Genomic DNA, 17,453 nt, shown 5'->3' with positions numbered 1-17,453 from the left:
CCCTGCGGCCTCCTCGGAGCGGGCGGCACCACCCGCTGGAACAGCTCCCACAACTCCTCCGGCACCAGCCGCTCGACCATCTCCACGGCCGCAGACTACCGGCGCCAACCCAAATGAGATGACGTCTAAGCCCGGGAGGTGCCCTGTGAGTGCCCTGGCCGGATTTCCGTGGACATTTCATACTCGGTCGCGGCATTCAAGGAATTCAAGGGGGAACAGTGAAGAATATCAAGAGCCGGATCGCGATTCTGGCCACGGCCACGGCGATGTTCTGCGCGTCGGGTGCGATCGTGACTTCGCCCGTTCTCGCCGCGACCGGATGGAACCGGTGCCCGGTGGGCTACTACTGCGTCTTCGACGGCCATGACGGGACCGGAACGATGGCCTACTTCAAGTGGGGTTCGCCTAACCTGGCCGACCAGAATATGGACAACAAAGTGAGCTCCTACTGGAACCGGACGACTCGGTACTTCGGTGTTTATGACGGCTACAACTACACCGGCTGGGGCCTGTGGGGCCAGAAGGGAGAATACAGGAGTAACATTCCGGCCCACTACTACGCCCACAACCGGGCGAGCTCCTTGAGGGCCGTCCAGGTCTAGGCGAGGCACGGCTGGAGCCGAGGTCCGCGCGGCATCTCGGCGGTATCCCATGCCTGGAGTATCCGTCCCTCCGATGCGGTGGGAGAAGGGGCAGCAGATCGCCTGCTGCCCCTTCGCATTTCCCCCGACGCGCGCTTCCGCAGCTACTGAGGCGTCATTCTCAAGGTGAAGTCGAAAAGGTGATGAAGCCGCCGGTGTCGGTGACGCTGACTGACTGGCCGTCCTTCTGCCCCATCACTTTGGTGACCGCTGGATGCGGTGCTTGCGGGTGCTGCGCCGGACGGTAGTCGCAGGGAATGGCTCGTCCACTGACCAGGTAGGTGCCGACCGAGGTCCCGTTTCCCGTACGGCGGTTGCTCTCGTCATAGATACCGGAGGTGGTCAACGTCCAGATCATGAACTGGCCGGGGCGGAAGTTGCCCGGGTTGATCGTCATTTTCCAGCCGCCGGACGGCCGTGGGAGTCGGCTCGGCACGGTGTAGAGGCCGTCCGGCATGTCGTAGACGTTCGGCGGCAGGTCGACCGGCTTGGCATGGGGCTGCGGGCACACCTTGCCCTCGGGGATGGAGTACACGGTCGCCGGTACGCCCAGGGAGCGCAGTTCACGCGAGAGCGCGTCGGCGTTGCGGGAGTCCAGGATCTCCTGGGTGACCTTGACGGTGACCAGGCCGGACGGATCCCGCGTCACCGCGTAGGCGGGCTGCGCGCTTCCCGTCCAGGTCAGCAGCCCGGCCGTGACGGCGGTCGCCGCGCCCAGCGCGCCCGCGATGCCCCACGCAGACCGCGGGTGCGCCAGCCTGCGCGGCGACCGGACCGCCGACGCGCCCTGTTCCTGCCTGGCGGCGACCACCGCGGTCAGCTCGGCCAGCCGCCGTTCCTGGTAGCCCGCGAGCGGGGTTTCTTCGGTGGGGATGCTGTTCATGAGGAGGCTCCCTTCGCCAACGGGGACGGTGAATTGGCGGTCGACCGGGCGGGTGTCGCGTAATCTGGGGGAACGGCGGCCTTCAGTCGTCTCCGGGCGCGGTGCAGCCGAACCCGGGCGGTGCCGTCGCGGATGCCCAGCGCCGCGGCCGCCTCGGCCAGGGGCAGGCCGTCCAGGTCGACGAGCTCGATGACACTGCGCAGCCGCCTGGGAAGCACGGAAAGCGTCCCGTACAGGTCCCGCGCCGCTCGCTCGGCGTCGATCTGCTCTTCGAGCCGGACGATGTCGTCGCCGTCCAGATGGCGATGACCCCCCGCCCGCTGTGCCTTGTCGAGCTCACCGGAATGGCGCCGCCACTCGGCGGCCACCACGTTCCGGGCGATGCCCAGCAGCCACGCTCGCGGGGTTCCCCTGCCGACCTGATAACGCTCGGCCGCATCGATCGCGGCCAGGAACACCTCGGTGGTCAGATCGTCGACCGTGTGCGGATCGGAGATCCGGCGAGCCACGAAGCGGGTCACGTCCGCGACGTGCCGCCGGTAGAACACCTCCAGCGCCGCCGGATCGCGACCGATCGCGGTGACGTCCGCCGGATCTGTTTCCACGACCGGCTTCTCATCTCCCATCCAAGGCCTCCCGCCATGTGCCGTTTCCCCTTCTTGACGGGAGGGCCTCGTCGCGTTACACCGCTCCTCGCGCACGCATGGGTGAACGTCGGGCGCGGGTCACATCGTTCGGCGGTTCGAGATCGTCCGGTCGAGGAGGACGGCCGGGACGATGGCGGCCGCCAGGGCCGCGCCGATCCAGGTGACGGAGGTGATGTCCGCGCCGGTGCTCAGTGCCGCCCCGGCCAGCGCCGGGACGAGGCTGATGCCGAGCTGGAACGCCGAGACGGTGGTGGCCCCGGCGAGTGTCGGCGCGGCCGAGGCGATGGTGAACACTCGCGCGTAGATGGCGGGGTTCAACACGAATCCGAAGACCCCAAGGAGCAGGACGAGCGGGACGACGGCCACCGCGTGCCGCGCAAGAACCGCGAGCAGGACGGAGCCGACCAGGATCCCGAGCGCCCCGACCAGAAGCGCATGAGTGGGCAACCGGTCGGCGATCCGGCCGCCGACGGACAGCCCGGCGAAGGCCCCGACACCGAACAGCACCAGGATCGCGGGAACCCACACGGCGGGAATACCGGTGATGTCGGTCAGGAACGCCGCGAGATAGTTGTAGGTGATCATGTAGGCGGCGGTGCTGAGGATGGTGACGGCGTAGACGACCCACAGTTGCGGCCGCCGCAGGACGCGTAGCTCGCGCCGGACGCTGGGCTCGGTGTCCGCGCCGGTCGCGGGAATCGCCAGCAGGCTCAGGACCGCGCCCACGGCGGTCAGGGCGGCCACGCCCCAGAATCCGCCGCGCCAACCGGTGAAGTGGCTGAGCAGCGCGCCCGCCGGACCACCGGCGATCATCGCCAGGCTGAGCCCGCTGACCACGACTCCGGAGGCGCGTGCGGTGCGGTCGGCGGTGACCAGCCCGATCGCGGTGACCGCCGCGACCGCCCAGTACCCCGCGTAGGCGAGACCGCAGACGAACCGGGTGGCCAGCAACACCTCATAGGAGTCGGTCAGCAGGCCGACCGCGACGGACGCGGCGAACACGGCCTGCGTGGTGACCAGCGTGGTGCGGCGCGGCCAGTGCAGCGTCAACAGGGCGAAAGGCGGCCCGCCGATCACGACACCGATCGCGAACGCGGAGATCAGCGCCCCGGCCGAGGACAGGCTGATCTGGAAGTCGTCGGCGATGCCCGGAAGGACACCGGCCAGCAGGAACTCCGCGCTGCCCATCGCGAACAGGCTGAACGCCAGCAGGTAGACACCCGGTGGCAGCGCCCCGCGAGAAACCGACGTGGTCGGCTGTGCCGTTTCGACGTTCACCGCTCCATGCCCCTCGCGGACTCGGCGCGGTGGCGTTTGACGGCGTTTTCGACGTCCTCGTCGACCAGGCCGGTGTTGATGGCGAAGGCCGCGGCGGCTCCCATCCCGGCGGACGAGATCACCATCGCGCGGGGGTCGACCACGTTTCCGACCGCCCACACGCCCGGCACACTGGTCAGCCCGGTCCGGTCGGTGACCACCCAGCCGTTGTCGGTCTCGCAGCCCAGGCCGGTCAGCAGCCCGTCGTTCGGCACCATGCGCGGGAACAGGAACACCGCCGTGCGCCGTACCGTCCGCCCGTCGACCAGTTCGACCCCGCTCACCCGGCCGCCGTCGGTCACGACGCGCTTGATCTCGCCGTTCACGATGCGCACGCCCCGGGCGGTGAGCCGTTCGTGGTCCTCGTCGCCCAACTCCAAGGTGTGGGACACCAGCGTCACGTCGTCGGACCACTGCCGCAGCAGCAACGCCTGGTGCACCGCGAGCGGCGAAAAACCCAGCACCGCCAAGGGCTGGTCGCGGACCTCGTACCCGTGGCAGTACGGGCAGTGCAGCACGTCGGCGCCCCAACGCTCCCGTACGCCGGGGATGTCGGGCAACTCGTCCCGCAGGCCGGTCGCGACCACGACCCGCCGCGCGCTCAGCGCCGCGCCGCCGACCAAATGCACGGTGAAGCCGGGCTCGATCCGCTCCACGCGCCCTTCGATCAGCGCCGCGCCGTACCCGGCGACCTCGGCGCGGCCCACCTCCAGCAGCGCCGCGGGCGCCATCCCGTCCCGCGACAGGAAACCCTGCATGTGGGCGGACGGCGCGTTGCGCGGTTCACCGGCGTCCACCACCGCGACCCGCCGCCGCGCCCGCGCCAGCACCAGCGCCGCGTTCAACCCCGCGGCCCCCGCCCCGACCACCACGACGTCGTAGCCGCCGCTCCCCGTCCGATCGTCCATCGCGATCACCTCCGCGGCAGACGATGAACGTCGACCCCGACCAATGGCAACTCTTGTTGCCATTTCTGGGACTCCGGAGGTGAAATGGGGGTATGCGACACTCGTCCACGGTCACCGAGGCCCTCGCCGAGGTCGGGCCGCGCCTCAAGCGGCTGCGCACCGAACGCAACGTCACGCTGTCCTCGCTCGCCGAGGCCACCGGCATCTCCACGAGCACCCTGTCGCGGCTGGAAACCGGTCAGCGCCGTCCCAGCCTGGAACTGCTGCTTCCCATCTCGCAGGCCTACCAGATCCCGATCGACGAACTGGTGGGCGCGCCCGAGGTCGGCGACCCCCGCGTCCGGCTGAAGCCCAAGCGCGTGAACGGCAACACCGTGCTGCCCCTGACCCGCCAGACCGGCCCGCTCCAGGCCTTCAAGATGGTCCTCCCGGCCACCCGCAGCGAACCCGACCCCTGCACACACGAGGGCTACGAGTGGCTCTACGTCCTGTCCGGACGGCTACGCCTCATCCTGGCCGACCACGACCTCCAGTTGAGCCCCGGCGAGGTCGCCGAGTTCGACACCCGGCTCCCGCACTGGTTCGGGACGACGGGCGAGGGCCCTGTCGAGGTGCTCAGCCTCTTCGGCCGCCAGGGCGAACGCATGCACGTCCGCGCCCGTCCCCGCCCACACCAAGCCTCAACACCCTGACCACGGCCCGGACATGGGCAACACCGGGGCGAACAACTTCGCGACCACCCCTGCCGGCTGGGCCGTGTCTCAGAGTCCCGTTGGCCGCACGCTTGGAGGGGGCGGGTTGGTCAGGCGATTTCGACGTGGTCGAGTTCGGCCCAGCGGTTGTGGTGTTGGAAACGGATGGTGTTCCATCCTCGGGTCAGGTTGACGGAGGCCCTGACCTGTTTCCAGTTGTCCCAACCGTGGGCGGGGTAATCCAGGACGAACCGGGACGTGCCGTTCACTGTGACGGTGTGCTGGGCGTCGCCATAGCCGGCGGCATATGCCACGTGCGCGGTGTACTCCCCGGAGGTCGGGGCGAATACTTGAATGTCGACCCAGCTGTCCTGGTAGTCCAGTTTGGCCACGACGGCGCCCTGTGACGCGCCGACGGCGCCGGTGCGGACCACGGCGTGGTTCACGGCTCCGCGCTCGGCCTCGTAGCGAACCCGGCTTCCTCGCACGACGGGATAGTCGTTCGCCCAGCCCAGGTCGGCCGTGTACGCCCAGCGTGAGCCCTGCCCGGGGCAGGTTCCCACCCAGCCGTGAAAGAAGAGCTGGTCGCCGATGACGTCGGCGCCGCCGGGGCCTCGCACCGCGCCGTCGAGGGTTTCGGAGGTCATCAGCGGACGGTGGGCCTTGGTGAAGGGCCTTGTGAGCGAAGAGGACACGGCGTAGCCGGTGAAGTAGTCGTTGCCGCAGTATGGGACGCCCGCGTAGAGGAGGACGTACTGGGTCGGGCGCCTGATCAGTACGGGTGCTTCGATCACCCCTCGCTCAGCGGGGTGATCGTTGCGGATCAGTTCCCTTCGAGGGCCGATGAAGGTGATCCCGTCGGGGCGTACCTCCTGGAGCCAGATGATCGAGGGAGTGTTGTTGCCGAGCGCGTTTCCGTCGTTCTTGTAGACCAGGTATCGCTTTCCGTCGGTGTCGACGAAGCTCCCCGGGTCGATGTCGCCGCCTTCGTTCAGGTCGCAGACAAGGGGGGCGTCGCCGATGGGCCGGAACGGGCCGAGGGGGTCGGTCGAGAGAGCGGCGCCGATGCACATGCGCGTGGGCGTGGTGCCGGCTCGCGGAGCGGTGAAGTACATGAGGTACTGACCGTCCGCGCGCCGGGAGACGTCCGGCGCCCAGAAACCGCCTTCCTTCACCCACGACGGTTTCGTGGGCAGGGCGTCCCCACGTATGGTCCATGGTCCGGTGGGGGACGGCGCACTGGCGACAGGGACCGTGCGCCCCGCGCTGCTGGTGGAGTACGCGTAGACGGTGGACCCGACTTGGAGTAGGTCCGGGTCGGGGAAGTCGGCGGCGATGGCGACCTTGGGATGCACCGTGACCACTGCCAGAGCTGAGCCCACGTGCACCGTGGTCGTCATCAACATGGTGACGACAAGGAGCAGGGTAAGAGCAGGCGATCGCATCAGGCCCCTCCTGGTGAGTGCGAGGACGGACGATATCCGAGGATGGCTCCGGCATACGGGACGCGCCGTGGCGGGGGCGAGCTTCATTCCGGGTAGGAGGTATGGCGGGTACCGGCCCAGTTCTGGTGGATGATGCGGTAGTGGTGTGCGGCTTCGCTCTCCGGATGGGCCGGGCCGACGTCGACCGTGTCGGCTCGGGACCAGGTGCCGTCGACCTTCTGGTCGACGAAGTAGGCGAACTCGTTGAAGTCCAGCTCCGAGGCCACGAACGTGTTGGTGATGGTGAGCCGTCGGCGTCCCACTGTCAGCGCGGAGGGAAGGACGACGCTCTGGTCTCTCCACATCCGCGATTCCCCTTGCAGGGGTTGCCAGACCGCGGCCAAAACCCCGTCCACGCTGATGGTCGCGGTCTGTCTCGCGATGATGGCGTCGAGGCGGCGAGTCAGTCGCAGCTCGGAATGAGCGGGATTGACGGTGACGGTGAACTGGCTCGACCCGCCGCTTCCGAACGCGCGACCGTCGTCGGTCAGGTAGCGGGGAGGGGACGGCCCCGGATCGATGAGCGCCGAGAGGCCCAGGGCGGTGCCCAGAACGGGGACGGCGGCCAGCCCGACCGCCCATCCGACGCGGCGCCGAGCACGCCTCCAGCCGCGGCCGGGTTCGCCCGTGGACGGCTGGATGTTCTGGTCCACGGTCGCGACGCGGTCCTCGGACTTGCTGAGGGAGACCTCGCGTCCGTCCCGTGCCGCTTCGGGAAGTTGCGCCACCGTGGCCTGTACGGCTGAGATCTGGGAGATCTTCACCCGTTCCCATGCCCGCTCCCAGTCGGGGAGCTGCGACTCGGGCACCTGACACGCCCGTAGGAACGCCAACATCACCGCCTTCTTGGGGAACCTGCGTCCGGCCAGCATGTCCGAGCAGGTCGCCCGCGGCAGCCGTGTCCCGCCCGCCTTGTTCGACCTCAGCTCCAGTTCGCGTAGCGACACATCGGCCCGCGCGTACTGCTCGGCCAGCAGTCTCGCGAGTTCCTCTCCGCCCGTCACCGAGTCCAGCTCGGACCGACGTACGGTCCGGGAAGCTTCTGAATCATCACTGATTGTCACGCCGGACCTCTGCGCCTGGATTCTTGCCGTGCCTCACGTCAATTATCCCTCAGATCTTGTCCGAGAGTGTCTGAACAGTGACTGTGCGTGTCCGATTGTGGTCGGGTCTCGCCGTCCGCTTCCGGCCGCGACCCGGACGAGGGCGGCCGAGCCTGTCCGGCCCCCCTATTGGACACCCCGGCCACCGGGTTGTCCTCTTTCCAGGGCACGGCCGCCGCCGTCGCGCGGTGACAGGCGCAGCGGTGGACGGGCCCGTCTTCGAACCAGCGAGAGGGAGGGGGGAACGTCATGCACACCACCGCGAAAGCGGTCGGCGCCCTGCTGGCCACCGTCACCGCCGGTCTGCTGGCCATGGGGACCACGGTCGACGCCCGAGCCCCGGCGACCGACAGGTCCGAGCCTGCTGCCACCCAGGGCATGGTCACGGTTCTCAGGGGCGGCCAGGCCCTGTCCGACGTGCAATCCCCGGAGGGACGGGCCAGCGGCGAGCGCAGCGTTCTCGGAAGCTCTGACATGGACGGTCTCTGCTTCAAGGACAACGACCTCTATGGCTTCAAGGACAACGACCGCTTTCGTGTCATCGTGGGCATCCATTCGGGCGAGTGCGGCGTCTGAACCAGGTGCGGCGGCAGCGCACGCTATGGCGCGAAGGGTCCCGGCTACTGGCAGTTCGGCGAAACCATAACGGCGCCGGTGACTTGACGAGCTTCGGCATTTACCGCTGACCGTAATAACACGTCCGGGGGTTTGCTACCCCGACCGCATGTGCGGTCAGGGAAGTCTTTCTTAGCCACCGGCCAATGGCCGACCAACGCCCATGAGGTCTACTTCTGCGGTCTTCGGCCAACGCGACGTTGTTCGGACGGCCGCTTCGGTGACTCGGCATGTCGACCCGGCGATTTCGCGACCTGTCTGGACGCCATGCGCAGACCGGCAGGTGCGTCTTCGTGGAATGACTTGTGGGATCGCCGTGACCGCCACGACGATATCGGTGACCGGAGGAGGAACGCATGCGCGTGAACGCCTATCTCGACGTGGAGATCGTGGCGCACGAGACCGAAGACGAACTTTCGCTTCTGATGGAGATCGAGGCCCCGGAACCGTCCGGTGAACGGACCGAAAGACCCGCCGGGACGTTCGTCGTCGTGCTCGATCGGAGCGGTTCCATGGGGGGTGGACGGCTGGCGGGGGCGAAGACCGCGCTGAGCACGGTCGTGGACCGGCTGGATCCGAGCGACAACTTCGGTGTCGTGACGTTCGACCACGAGGTCGAAGTGGTCGTGCCCGCCGGTCCGCTGCGGGACAAGGCGGCGGTCGAGCGGGCGATCGAGGGGGTGACCTGCCGCGGTTCCACCGACCTGTCGGCGGGCTACCTGCGCGGGCTCCAGGAGGCCCGGTCGGTGGCCGGGCCGACGGGGGCGACGGTGCTGGTCGTCAGCGACGGGCACGCCAATGTCGGGATCACCGAGGCGGGAGCGCTCGGCGCGATCGCGGCCGGTGCGCGCGAGCAGAACGTCACCACGTCGGCGCTCGGCTACGGCCTGGGCTACGACGAGGCGATCATGTCGGCGCTCGCCCGGGAGGGCCTGGGGAACGAACTGTTCGCGGAGGAGCCCGACACCGCCGCCCAACTGATCGTCGGGGAGGTCGACAACCTGCTGGATCTGGTCGCCCAGGCCGCCTCGGTGTTGATCCGACCGTCCGCGCGGGTCAGGGCGGTCCGGCTGCTGAACGAGCTGCCGTCCTCGGCCGGGCCGAACGGTGTGCGGGCCGAACTCGGCGGTTTCTACGCCGAGGAAAGACGCAAACTACTGGTGGTCCTGGAGATTCCGGCGATCAGCGCGCTCGGACTGGCCGAGGTGGCGACGCTGGAGTTCACCTGGGTGGAAATTCCCACGCTGAAGGAGCACACCGTGACCGTTCCCGTGCACGTGAACGTGGTGCCGGGAGATGAGGCGGCGGGCCGGATTCCCGATCCGGTGGTGCGCACCGAGGTCGCCTACCTGCGGACCCAGCAGGCCAAAAGGCGGGCGTCGGCCTTTCTGTCGCAGGGGGACACCCAGGCCGCGCTCCGCGAGATCGGCGATGCCCAGGCGCTCAATGACGCCGCCCGCGCGCAGGCCCCGGCGGAACTCGCCGACGACCTGGCCGAGGAGGCCGAGGCCCTCGACTACCTGCAACGAGAAATCCAGCGCGGTGAGATCAGCCGGGCCGCGAAGTACTCCTCCCAGGACAGCGCCATGAAGGCGGGCAACTCCGGCCAGTCCGGCTACCAGTCGCGTCCCTCCTACCGGCGCAAGAAGGACGACGACCAGCAATAATCGCCGCCTTTTGTTTTTGTGGTCGCCATTCCTCTACAGATTGTCACGAGTGGCCTGTAGGGGAATGGCGACCTCGTCTTGGAATGGCGGGGTGCCCAGGCGGCGGATGTGGAGGCCGTCCGGGACGATGTCCATCCGCGGGTACTCCCGAACCAGGGCGGCCGGACGCGGCGCGCGGTCCATCGCTGGTCGCCGGGGCAGGGGACTTCGCCGACCGTGCGCCCCGGGTCCGCGTCCCGGCTGCCGGGAGGCGGGCCGTGCCTCATGAGCCGCGGTCGGCCCGTGGCCACGGCAAGCCGCGCGGTCTGGACGATGAGCCGCCGCGGTCAGTGGGACGGGCGCCCGATGACAGCGATCGGGCCGCAGGACGTTGGTGTCCGCGCCGGTCTTGAACAGGCCGGACATGATCGCGTTCCGCCCCCCGCTGACCATTTGTGCTGGTCAGCAGGAAGTTCGCTCGTGGACGGTCAGGGCGTCGCGCACGCGCCGGATCCGTGACCTCCGGCGGCCCGGCCCGACGGAGGGAAAAGGCCATTCACGATGGTACGCGAGTGGCCTGTTCGTCTGCGGTGCCGTTGTGAGCAGTGCCGGGAATGTCCATATCCGGTCAATTTGCGGATGTTGGAGTGTGGGCGCGAAGCGAGGTGGTCCGATGGAGTAAAGGAGGGCGGATTGCCAGGCGTGGTATGGACTGGTCCAGACCAGCCCACTGTATAACAATCCTTCTCGCTAACTTGAGCTTCTTACCCCTAATGCCGTAAATATGGGCACGGAATCCAGTTCAATATCGGACGTGCGGGGGCGCCGGTGGAAGAAACGTTCGTCCTGCAGAAGCCCTTCGGGCATTCGGGACGGGTCGAGCTCGGCTTCACCCCCCAGGACGACCTCCAGCACGAGAACGAGCTCGCCGTGCACCGCTACGGCCGGACCGGCGACCGCGACGCCCTGGTCAAGACCGCCGTGTCGCGCGCCGGAACGAAGGTGCTGCGCCGCGAGGCCGACGCCTACAACCGCATCAGCGGGCGGCACACCGCGTTCGGCCGGTTGCTGGGCTTCCGGACGGCGCAGGACCCGGTCTGCCTCATGGTCACCAGGCGCGGCGTACCGATCTTCCGGTGCGATCCGAAGCTGCGGCTCGACGCGGCCCAGCTCGACAGGGCGGCACGCGACCTGTTCGGCGCGCTGGCGGCGCTCGCGGACCTCGGGTTCGCGCATCGCGCCGTGTCGGCCGACAGCGTGTTCTGGGACGGCCTCCAGATCCAGTTGCAGGAGTTCGGACATGTGGAGGCCCTCGGTCCGATTCCGGGGTTGACCGAGTCCGCGCTGGGGTCGCCCACCGGGCTGCCGGTCAGCGACGTCCCCGACGTGCGGGCGGCGGCGCTGCTGCTGTGCCGCCTCGCCGCCGGAAGCACCGACGGCCGTCCCACGGCGGCGCTGGGGAGGCTTGCGGACGCCGCTCCCCGTCTCGCCGAGTCCCTCGAACCGGCCCTGCTCGCCGAGATTCCCCCCGCGCCGCGGGAGATGGTGGAGCGGTTGCGGCGGAGCCGTCCCGCCCAGCAGCGTCCCGCCCAGGAGCGTCCCGCCCAGGAGCGCCCCGCTCAGGAGGGCGCCAGGACGGACGAGCGGCGCGTCGAGCCCGACGCCCATCGCAGGGAGTTCCGGGAGCTGCGTCGCCAGCAGCGGGAGTTCAACCGGGTCGCGCCGCGGCAAAGGCGGTCCGGTGTCGCGGAACGGCCCCGGTCGGAGGCGTGGTCGGAAGTGCGGGCGGCGGCGCGGCCGGAGCCGTCGCCGCGTGAAGGCGGCTCCCGTTCGTGGCTGGTGTTCGGTTTGTTCGCCCTGGTCGCCGTTCTGCTGTTCGTCCTGGTGGTGAGGTAAACGTGAGCGATCTCGAAGCCCCGCGTCCGAAGATGCCGCCCCGGCGGGACGGGCCGCCGTATCCGATGCCGCCGTCGACGCCGCCCGAGCCCCGGATCGACTACACGCCGCCGGGCGCCGCGCAGCCGGGCGCCGCGCAACCGGGTTCCACGCCGCAGGCCGCCGCGCAGCCGCCTTCCCCGCCGTCGTTCGGGCAGGAGTCGGAGACGTCCTCGCGCAGGCCCCGCACTCCGGGCCCGCCGGACGATCCGCCGGGACGCAGGATGGTGTGCCCGTACTGCCTCAGCGAGTTCGACTGGGACAGCGCCCCGCTCGTCAGCCGCGACACGGTGGACGGCGAGGTCGCGCTGGTGCGGGCGGACGGCGAGAACGAGGTCCGCTGGCGCAACCGGACCATGCACGCCTGGCGGGTCTGCGAGATGACCGACGAGGACCATTTCATCCCCGCCGCGCTCGGCGGCATGACCACGCTGATCGTCGGCATGGTCGGGCAGGCGGGGTCGGGCAAGTCCAGCCTGCTGTGGGCGATGATGGAGGAGCTCGGCCAGTCCGCGTTGAAGATCTCCCACCGGCTGGACGTGCTCCCCTTGGACCCGCGCCTCCAGCAGGAGCTGTTCGACCAGAACCAGCTCGGCCTGCTGAACGAGCGCAAGCTGCTGCCCGCCACCCGGCTCACCGGGAACCCCGAGTTCGCCTGCGCGTACCGGATCACCAGCGGGCACACCGGCGAGCAGTACGCGCTGCTGATCTTCGACGTGCCCGGGGAGATCTTCACCCGGGGCGGCATCGCCGCGTCCACGCCGTTCATGTCCATCGCGGACGCGTTGATGTTCGTGGCGGACGGCGCGAGCCTCGACACGCGGCACGGCCGCCGGACCGGCGACCCCGGGTTCACCGCGGTGCTGTCCCACCTCGCGCACGTCCATCCGGGGCGCGGCCGGGAGTTCCTGCCGATCCCCGCGGCGATGGTCGTCGCGAAGTCGGACACGCTGCGCGTCTTCAAAGAGGTCGACGAGTGGCTCGGCCGCAAGGACGACCTCGACCTCCACACGGTGGAGCAGGAGTCCGAGGACGCCTACGCCTTCCTCAAGTCCCGCGGGGTGGAGTCGTGGCTCGTCCCCGTCCAGAAGTGCGCGGACTCCACGCTGCACTTCGCGTCGGCGACGGGCGTCGAGGCGCAGGACGGCGAGTACCCGGAGAAGTCGTTCCGCCGCCAGCGGGTGCTCCGCCCGCTGCTGTCCCTGCTGGCGATGAAGGGCGTGCTGCCCCGCGAGAGCCTCGGCACGGTACCGGAGGACGCATGAGCGGTTCCGCGCCTTCGCCCGACCGCGTCGACCACATCGTTTTCGCCTGGTCGGAACGGCTGCTCGTCGGCGGCAACGGCCTCGGTCCCGTCGCGACCTCGCTGGACAGGGACGCCCTGCGGCTGTGGACCGACCGTCTGGTGGGGGGCGACGCGGCCGTCGGGCAGTGGCACCACGGCGCCCCCGAGTGCGTCGCGCTGGGGGCGCTGCGGCTCGGGCAGCATGGTGTCGCGTTGCGGCTGCTGCCGGCCCGGGACGCCAACGGCCGGGTCTCCCAGCTCGTGCACGCGTTGATCGGGCCCGCCGCGACCGTCGACGCGCGGCTCGCGCTCGGCCTGCACGCCTGGCCCGGCTGGGTGACCTCCGACGACATGCCCGGCCTGCCCGATTCCCTGTCGCCCTGGGACGCGGCGGAGCTTCGGGAGTTCGCCCGCACGGCCCTGGACGCGTTCCCGGTGCGGCACGAGCCGCTGGCGGGGCTGCTCGCCGGCGTGCTCGCGGCGCCCACGGACCGCTACCTCGCGGACATCGCGCCGGGCGATCTCGACCTGGTCGCCGGGCTCGTCCGCCGGTTGGGCGGGGTGGCCGGCGACGAGCCGTGGACGATGATGCTCGGCGCGACCGTCACCCGTCCCGAGCTGCGGCCCCGCCTGCTGGTGTCGAAGCTGGACGACGCGCGCCGTGACCGCGTCCGACTGACCACGGCGCCGACCGGCGACGCCCGGCTCGACCGGGGCGCGATGCTGCTCGCCGCTCTGCCGGACGCGGCCCCGCCGCCGGCGCCGTTGCCCACCCCGGCCGCGCTTCTGGACTGGGTGGAGAGCGAGCACCAACGGGCGACGAAGGTCCTGGATCTCATCGACCGCGCGATCGCCGGGACGCTCGACGACGACGCGCGCCGCCACCTCGACGGGCCGTCCGGGCAGGACCGGATGCGCGCCGAGCTGCGGCACGTCGGCGCGGCGGAGTTCGCCGACCGGCTGCGCCGCTGGGCCGCGGGCCCGCCGCGCGGGCTCGGCAACGCCGCCCGGACGCTGCGCGTCCTCGCTGCGGAGCGGTACCTGGCCGAGGCCCGGGAGTCGCGGGACGTGGCCGAGCAGTTGGCGGACGCGGCGCGGCGGATGGACATCACGGTCGTCGAGGCGTCCCGCGTCCTCGCGAACTGGTTCGGCGGGCTCACGACGGTCACCCCGTGGCACCAGTACGAGGCGGTGTACTTCGCGCTCTGGTTCGGCGTCGAGGTGACGGCCGACCCGACCGTCGGGAAGGCGCTGCACGGCATTCCCGTGGACGACCTGCTGCGCTGGGCCGCGTCGATGGCGGCCGAGGGCCAGACCGACGCGGCCCTGCACTTCATGCGCGCCGCCTACGACCGGTGGCGCCGCTCGACGGATCGGGCGGGGAACGAGAGGGTCCGCGCGCTGCTGCGGGAGACCGGGACGTTCCACGAGACGATCCACCGGCTGGTGGCGGCCGGCGACGCGACCGCCGAGGAGGAGACCCACCTCTACCGGATCGTCCTGCACCTGGCCTACGGCGCCCCGATCGTCGACATGAAGGCCGTGCTGGGCGCGTTGCCGATGGACGCCGCGCTGACGGAGTACCGGCCGTGGACGGCGGTCGGCGCCGTGGTCGAACGCCGCGACCTCGTGTTCCAGGTGGCGGCGCACGCCTACAACCGGAACGCGCCACCGGTGGTTCTGGAAGAGCTGCTGCGCCGGTTCAGCAGCGCCGACCTCATCCTCGGGTTGGCGGCCCGGCCGGGGCAGCCGGGCCTGCTCGTGTCCGTGTGCGCCCTGCTGCAAGCCCGCGACCACGACGCCGACGCGCGTCGCGCGAACCGCAGGGCGCTGCTGGAGAACGGCTTCCTGATCGACCTGGTCGAGTCGGCGTGGCAGGCGGCACCCGACCGTCGCCTCGCCGCCTACGGGAACTTCATCGGCAGCGCCTACCTCGTGGGGGACCGGGCGACGCAGGACGGCGCGGGCCTGAGCGTCGCCGACGTCCAGGAACTCCTCGCGCTGGGCGGGCCGCCGCTGTTCGGGCTGGCCGTCCTCGCTGCGGCCGGTGCGGACGCGGTGCTGCCCGTCCTGGTCGGCGAGACGCAGCGGCACGCCGTCGGACTGGGGCTGCCGGAGGACCTGGTCCGCCGGATCACGCGCGGCCCGCATTTCCGTCCCCCGCAGGTCGAACCGGTTCCGGAGCCGGCGCCCGCGCCGTCCCCTCAGGACCCGATCCCGCAGGGCGGACCGAAGCGGCCCCCGTCCTTCGGCGGCAACGACGCGGCGGACGGCCGTTCCGGCGAAGACCACCGACACCAGACCGGCGAAGACGGCTCCAAGGAGCTCGCCGCCGGGTTGGGGCTCAACCGCAACGCGCTCATCAGCGGTGGAGTCCTCGCGCTCGTGCTGGCGCTGATCATTTCCATTCTGCTCGTGCGAGGCGACTCGGACGATGACCCGCCCCGCCGGGTGACCCCGACCGTGACCGTGACCGTCACGAAGCCGCCCACGGTACTCCCGAGCGAACCGCGCCGGACACCGACAGGACAGAACGACTGATGGCCCCACCTTCGGCCCCCGCCGCGAGCGGCACCGACCGCCGGTCCGCCGCGGACCCCCTGACCGCCGACGAGCGGCTGCGCCTCGTCAGCCAACGGCTGGACGGGTACGCCGCGAAGGCGGACAGGCAGGCCCGCGACGCGGACGCGACCGGCCCCGTGCTGCTGCGACGGCTGGCCCGTGATCTCGACCCCGCCAGTGGCCGCGCCCTGGCGGGCGTCGACCTCGTCACCGCCTACCCGGCCGACGCGCTGCTGCCCGAACCCGCGCCGTCCCGCGCCCTGGAACTGGTGCTGTTCTGGGCGCGGCTGCTGCGGGACGTGCTCGTCTTCGTGCCGATCCTGATCACGTGGCTGAAGCTTCACGAGGCGCTCAGCGCCTACGGCAAGGCGGGCAGCGAGTCCTCGTTCCTGCTCGGCTGGCAGGCAGGTTCGTTCCGGCGCGACCACATCAGGCAGGGCGTCCAGGACTTCGACCCGCTGTCGACCACGGCCTGGTGGGTCGTCGTCACCGTCACGGTCGTGATCGTGTTCGCGATCGCGGTGAACGCGTGCGAGAACCGGCTCGACCGTCCCCGCTTCGAGGACGAGCGCGTGCGGATCACCCAGGACCTGGCGCTGGCGACGCATCTGCTCGCCGGGACGCCGGACGACCAGATGTCCTACCGGGACGTCCGCGGGCTGGTCCGCCGGTTGGAGACCAGCGTCGGCGGGCTCGTCGACCGGCTGGCGAGCACCGCCGAGGAGATCCGCGCGGCGCTGGAGACCAGCACCGGCAAACGGATCGAGGAGGCCGTCCAGGCCTGGATCGACAAGTCCGCGGCCCTGGAACGGGCGCTTGAGGCGATGCGGGCGCCCGCCGAGACGCTGGAGGCGTTCCGGGCGTTGCAGGACGACATCGCCGCCGGGCAACGCGAACTGCGCACCGAACTCGCCGCCCTGGTCACGCAGGTCGAACGGGCGGCGCTCGCCGCCACCGACCACGCCGACACCGTCCGGCACTACCAGGACTCCGGCCACGAGCTGATCAGCGGCTCGGTGAACCGGCTCGTCACGAGCACCGACCGGCTCGGCGTGGCGCTCGACCGGCTGGAGGACCTCGTCGCCGAGTCCCGCGCGTTCGTCGCGTACGCGCGGGACGCGAGCGAGCGCCACGCGGACGAGGACGGGCCACGGTGAGCGGGCGCGCGTCCCGGCGGTCGCGGCGGGCCTCCCGGTTCAGCGCGGCCCATCTCGCGGGCTGGCTGTTCGCCGACCTGATGCTCGTGCTGTTCCTGGTCGCGATGGCCGTGCAGCGTCCCGCCGAGATCCCGCCGGACCCCCGGGGCGCCGACCGGCCCACACCGCAGGGGCCGCGCGTCCTCGGCCAGGACTTCTGCGAGTTCATGATCCCGGTCCAGGCGGACGGGCTGCTCGGCGGCGACCGCGCCGCCACCGCCGACCTGCTCGCCAAGGTCGACCGGGCGGTGGACGGCAGGCGCCGGTCCTGGCTGCACGGACCCGAGATGCGGGACGCGGACGGCCGCGCCCGATGCGAGGCACAGCTCGGCGAGGACGCGCAGGTCGGCTTCTACCTCGTCTACGGCGCCAGGGACGACACCGACAGCGGGGTCATCCTCGGCCGGAACGCCGCCAAGGCCATCAAGTCCGGCGATCCACGCTTCCGCGCGGCGATCTACCGGGCGGCCTGGACGGGCGGCGCGGGCAACAGCGCGGTCCAGCTCATCGTCTTCTTCTACCAGAACTGATCGACACGG

Annotated in this window: 15 protein-coding genes and 1 pseudogene; 9 read left to right on the top strand and 7 right to left on the bottom strand. The window is 70.6% G+C overall.

Going from position 1 to position 17,453, the window contains the following annotated elements:
- Positions 1-86: pseudogene (locus D0T12_RS28955) on the bottom strand (IS5/IS1182 family transposase); the annotation flags it as partial.
- 132 nt (positions 87-218) lie between these two features.
- On the opposite strand from D0T12_RS28955, the gene D0T12_RS28950 reads away from it, so the two are divergent.
- Positions 219-602: a peptidase inhibitor family I36 protein gene (locus tag D0T12_RS28950; protein WP_199487760.1), complete on the top strand. Its 384-nt coding sequence runs from the start codon at positions 219-221 to the stop codon at positions 600-602.
- Between the two features lie 160 nt (positions 603-762).
- Here D0T12_RS28950 and D0T12_RS28945 read toward each other — a convergent pair whose 3' ends face one another.
- From D0T12_RS28945 to D0T12_RS28930, 4 genes are all read right to left on the bottom strand, one after another.
- Positions 763-1,524: a hypothetical protein gene (locus D0T12_RS28945; protein ID WP_117403473.1), complete on the bottom strand. Its 762-nt coding sequence runs from the start codon at positions 1,522-1,524 to the stop codon at positions 763-765.
- A complete protein-coding gene (locus D0T12_RS28940) occupies positions 1,521-2,150 on the bottom strand; it encodes an RNA polymerase sigma factor (protein ID WP_117403471.1) in 630 nt (209 codons plus the stop codon). Before D0T12_RS28940 ends, D0T12_RS28945 begins: the two co-directional genes overlap by 4 nt.
- Positions 2,151-2,249: 99 nt before the next feature.
- The gene (locus D0T12_RS28935) at positions 2,250-3,449 is read right to left on the bottom strand and encodes a Cmx/CmrA family chloramphenicol efflux MFS transporter (protein WP_117403469.1); all 1,200 of its coding nucleotides are present in this window, start codon (positions 3,447-3,449) and stop codon (positions 2,250-2,252) included.
- Entirely contained in the window at positions 3,446-4,396 is a 951-nt protein-coding gene (locus D0T12_RS28930; protein ID WP_117403525.1) for an NAD(P)/FAD-dependent oxidoreductase, read from the bottom strand. The genes D0T12_RS28935 and D0T12_RS28930 overlap by 4 nt, the downstream gene beginning before the upstream one ends.
- Positions 4,397-4,488: 92 nt before the next feature.
- Between D0T12_RS28930 and D0T12_RS28925 the strand changes: the two genes are divergently transcribed.
- Complete coding sequence (locus D0T12_RS28925; RefSeq protein WP_117403467.1) at positions 4,489-5,088, top strand: helix-turn-helix domain-containing protein; 600 nt, start codon at positions 4,489-4,491, stop codon at positions 5,086-5,088.
- A 110-nt stretch (positions 5,089-5,198) separates the two neighbouring features.
- Here the strand turns inward: D0T12_RS28925 and D0T12_RS35600 are convergent, their stop codons facing one another.
- On the bottom strand, positions 5,199-6,533 hold the full coding sequence (locus D0T12_RS35600; RefSeq protein WP_158581666.1) for a family 43 glycosylhydrolase: 1,335 nt from the start codon (positions 6,531-6,533) through the stop codon (positions 5,199-5,201).
- A gap of 83 nt (positions 6,534-6,616) precedes the next feature.
- Entirely contained in the window at positions 6,617-7,576 is a 960-nt protein-coding gene (locus D0T12_RS35595) for a helix-turn-helix domain-containing protein (protein ID WP_117403465.1), read from the bottom strand.
- Between the two features lie 348 nt (positions 7,577-7,924).
- Between D0T12_RS35595 and D0T12_RS28910 the strand changes: the two genes are divergently transcribed.
- The 7 genes from D0T12_RS28910 to D0T12_RS28880 all read left to right on the top strand — a co-directional run bounded on the left by D0T12_RS28910 (position 7,925) and on the right by D0T12_RS28880 (position 17,444).
- On the top strand, positions 7,925-8,251 hold the full coding sequence (locus D0T12_RS28910) for a hypothetical protein (protein ID WP_117403463.1): 327 nt from the start codon (positions 7,925-7,927) through the stop codon (positions 8,249-8,251).
- A 395-nt stretch (positions 8,252-8,646) separates the two neighbouring features.
- Positions 8,647-9,957 (top strand): vWA domain-containing protein, encoded by a 1,311-nt coding sequence (locus D0T12_RS28905; protein ID WP_117403461.1) that lies wholly within the window; start codon positions 8,647-8,649, stop codon positions 9,955-9,957.
- Between the two features lie 807 nt (positions 9,958-10,764).
- On the top strand, positions 10,765-11,832 hold the full coding sequence (locus D0T12_RS28900) for a hypothetical protein (RefSeq protein ID WP_117403460.1): 1,068 nt from the start codon (positions 10,765-10,767) through the stop codon (positions 11,830-11,832).
- 2 nt (positions 11,833-11,834) lie between these two features.
- A complete protein-coding gene (locus tag D0T12_RS28895; protein ID WP_158581665.1) occupies positions 11,835-13,136 on the top strand; it encodes a hypothetical protein in 1,302 nt (433 codons plus the stop codon).
- Entirely contained in the window at positions 13,133-15,697 is a 2,565-nt protein-coding gene (locus D0T12_RS28890; protein ID WP_117403456.1) for a hypothetical protein, read from the top strand. The genes D0T12_RS28895 and D0T12_RS28890 overlap by 4 nt, the downstream gene beginning before the upstream one ends.
- Positions 15,697-16,875 carry a hypothetical protein gene (locus tag D0T12_RS28885; RefSeq protein WP_117403454.1) on the top strand — a complete coding sequence of 393 codons (1,179 nt, stop codon included), beginning with the start codon at positions 15,697-15,699 and terminating at the stop codon, positions 16,873-16,875. Before D0T12_RS28890 ends, D0T12_RS28885 begins: the two co-directional genes overlap by 1 nt.
- On the top strand, positions 16,872-17,444 hold the full coding sequence (locus tag D0T12_RS28880; RefSeq protein WP_117403452.1) for a hypothetical protein: 573 nt from the start codon (positions 16,872-16,874) through the stop codon (positions 17,442-17,444). Before D0T12_RS28885 ends, D0T12_RS28880 begins: the two co-directional genes overlap by 4 nt.
- The last annotated feature ends 9 nt before the right edge of the window (positions 17,445-17,453 follow it).

Source organism: Actinomadura spongiicola (assembly GCF_003432485.1).
In the GTDB taxonomy this organism is placed as follows: domain Bacteria; phylum Actinomycetota; class Actinomycetes; order Streptosporangiales; family Streptosporangiaceae; genus Spirillospora; species Spirillospora spongiicola.
The sequence above is the reverse complement of the archived record's forward strand: the minus strand, read 5'-3'. Positions and strand labels throughout refer to the sequence as shown.

Excerpts from the sequence above, each read along its gene's own strand:
- D0T12_RS35600 (WP_158581666.1), bottom strand. The coding sequence starts at position 6,533 with ATGCGATCGCCTGCTCTTACCCTGCTCCTTGTCGTCACCATGTTGATG.
- D0T12_RS28925 (WP_117403467.1), top strand. The coding sequence starts at position 4,489 with ATGCGACACTCGTCCACGGTCACCGAGGCCCTCGCCGAGGTCGGGCCG.
- D0T12_RS28910 (WP_117403463.1), top strand. The coding sequence starts at position 7,925 with ATGCACACCACCGCGAAAGCGGTCGGCGCCCTGCTGGCCACCGTCACC.
- D0T12_RS28940 (WP_117403471.1), bottom strand. The coding sequence starts at position 2,150 with ATGGGAGATGAGAAGCCGGTCGTGGAAACAGATCCGGCGGACGTCACC.
- D0T12_RS28890 (WP_117403456.1), top strand. The coding sequence starts at position 13,133 with ATGAGCGGTTCCGCGCCTTCGCCCGACCGCGTCGACCACATCGTTTTC.
- D0T12_RS28905 (WP_117403461.1), top strand. The coding sequence starts at position 8,647 with ATGCGCGTGAACGCCTATCTCGACGTGGAGATCGTGGCGCACGAGACC.
- D0T12_RS28885 (WP_117403454.1), top strand. The coding sequence starts at position 15,697 with ATGGCCCCACCTTCGGCCCCCGCCGCGAGCGGCACCGACCGCCGGTCC.
- D0T12_RS28945 (WP_117403473.1), bottom strand. The coding sequence starts at position 1,524 with ATGAACAGCATCCCCACCGAAGAAACCCCGCTCGCGGGCTACCAGGAA.
- D0T12_RS28930 (WP_117403525.1), bottom strand. The coding sequence starts at position 4,396 with ATGGACGATCGGACGGGGAGCGGCGGCTACGACGTCGTGGTGGTCGGG.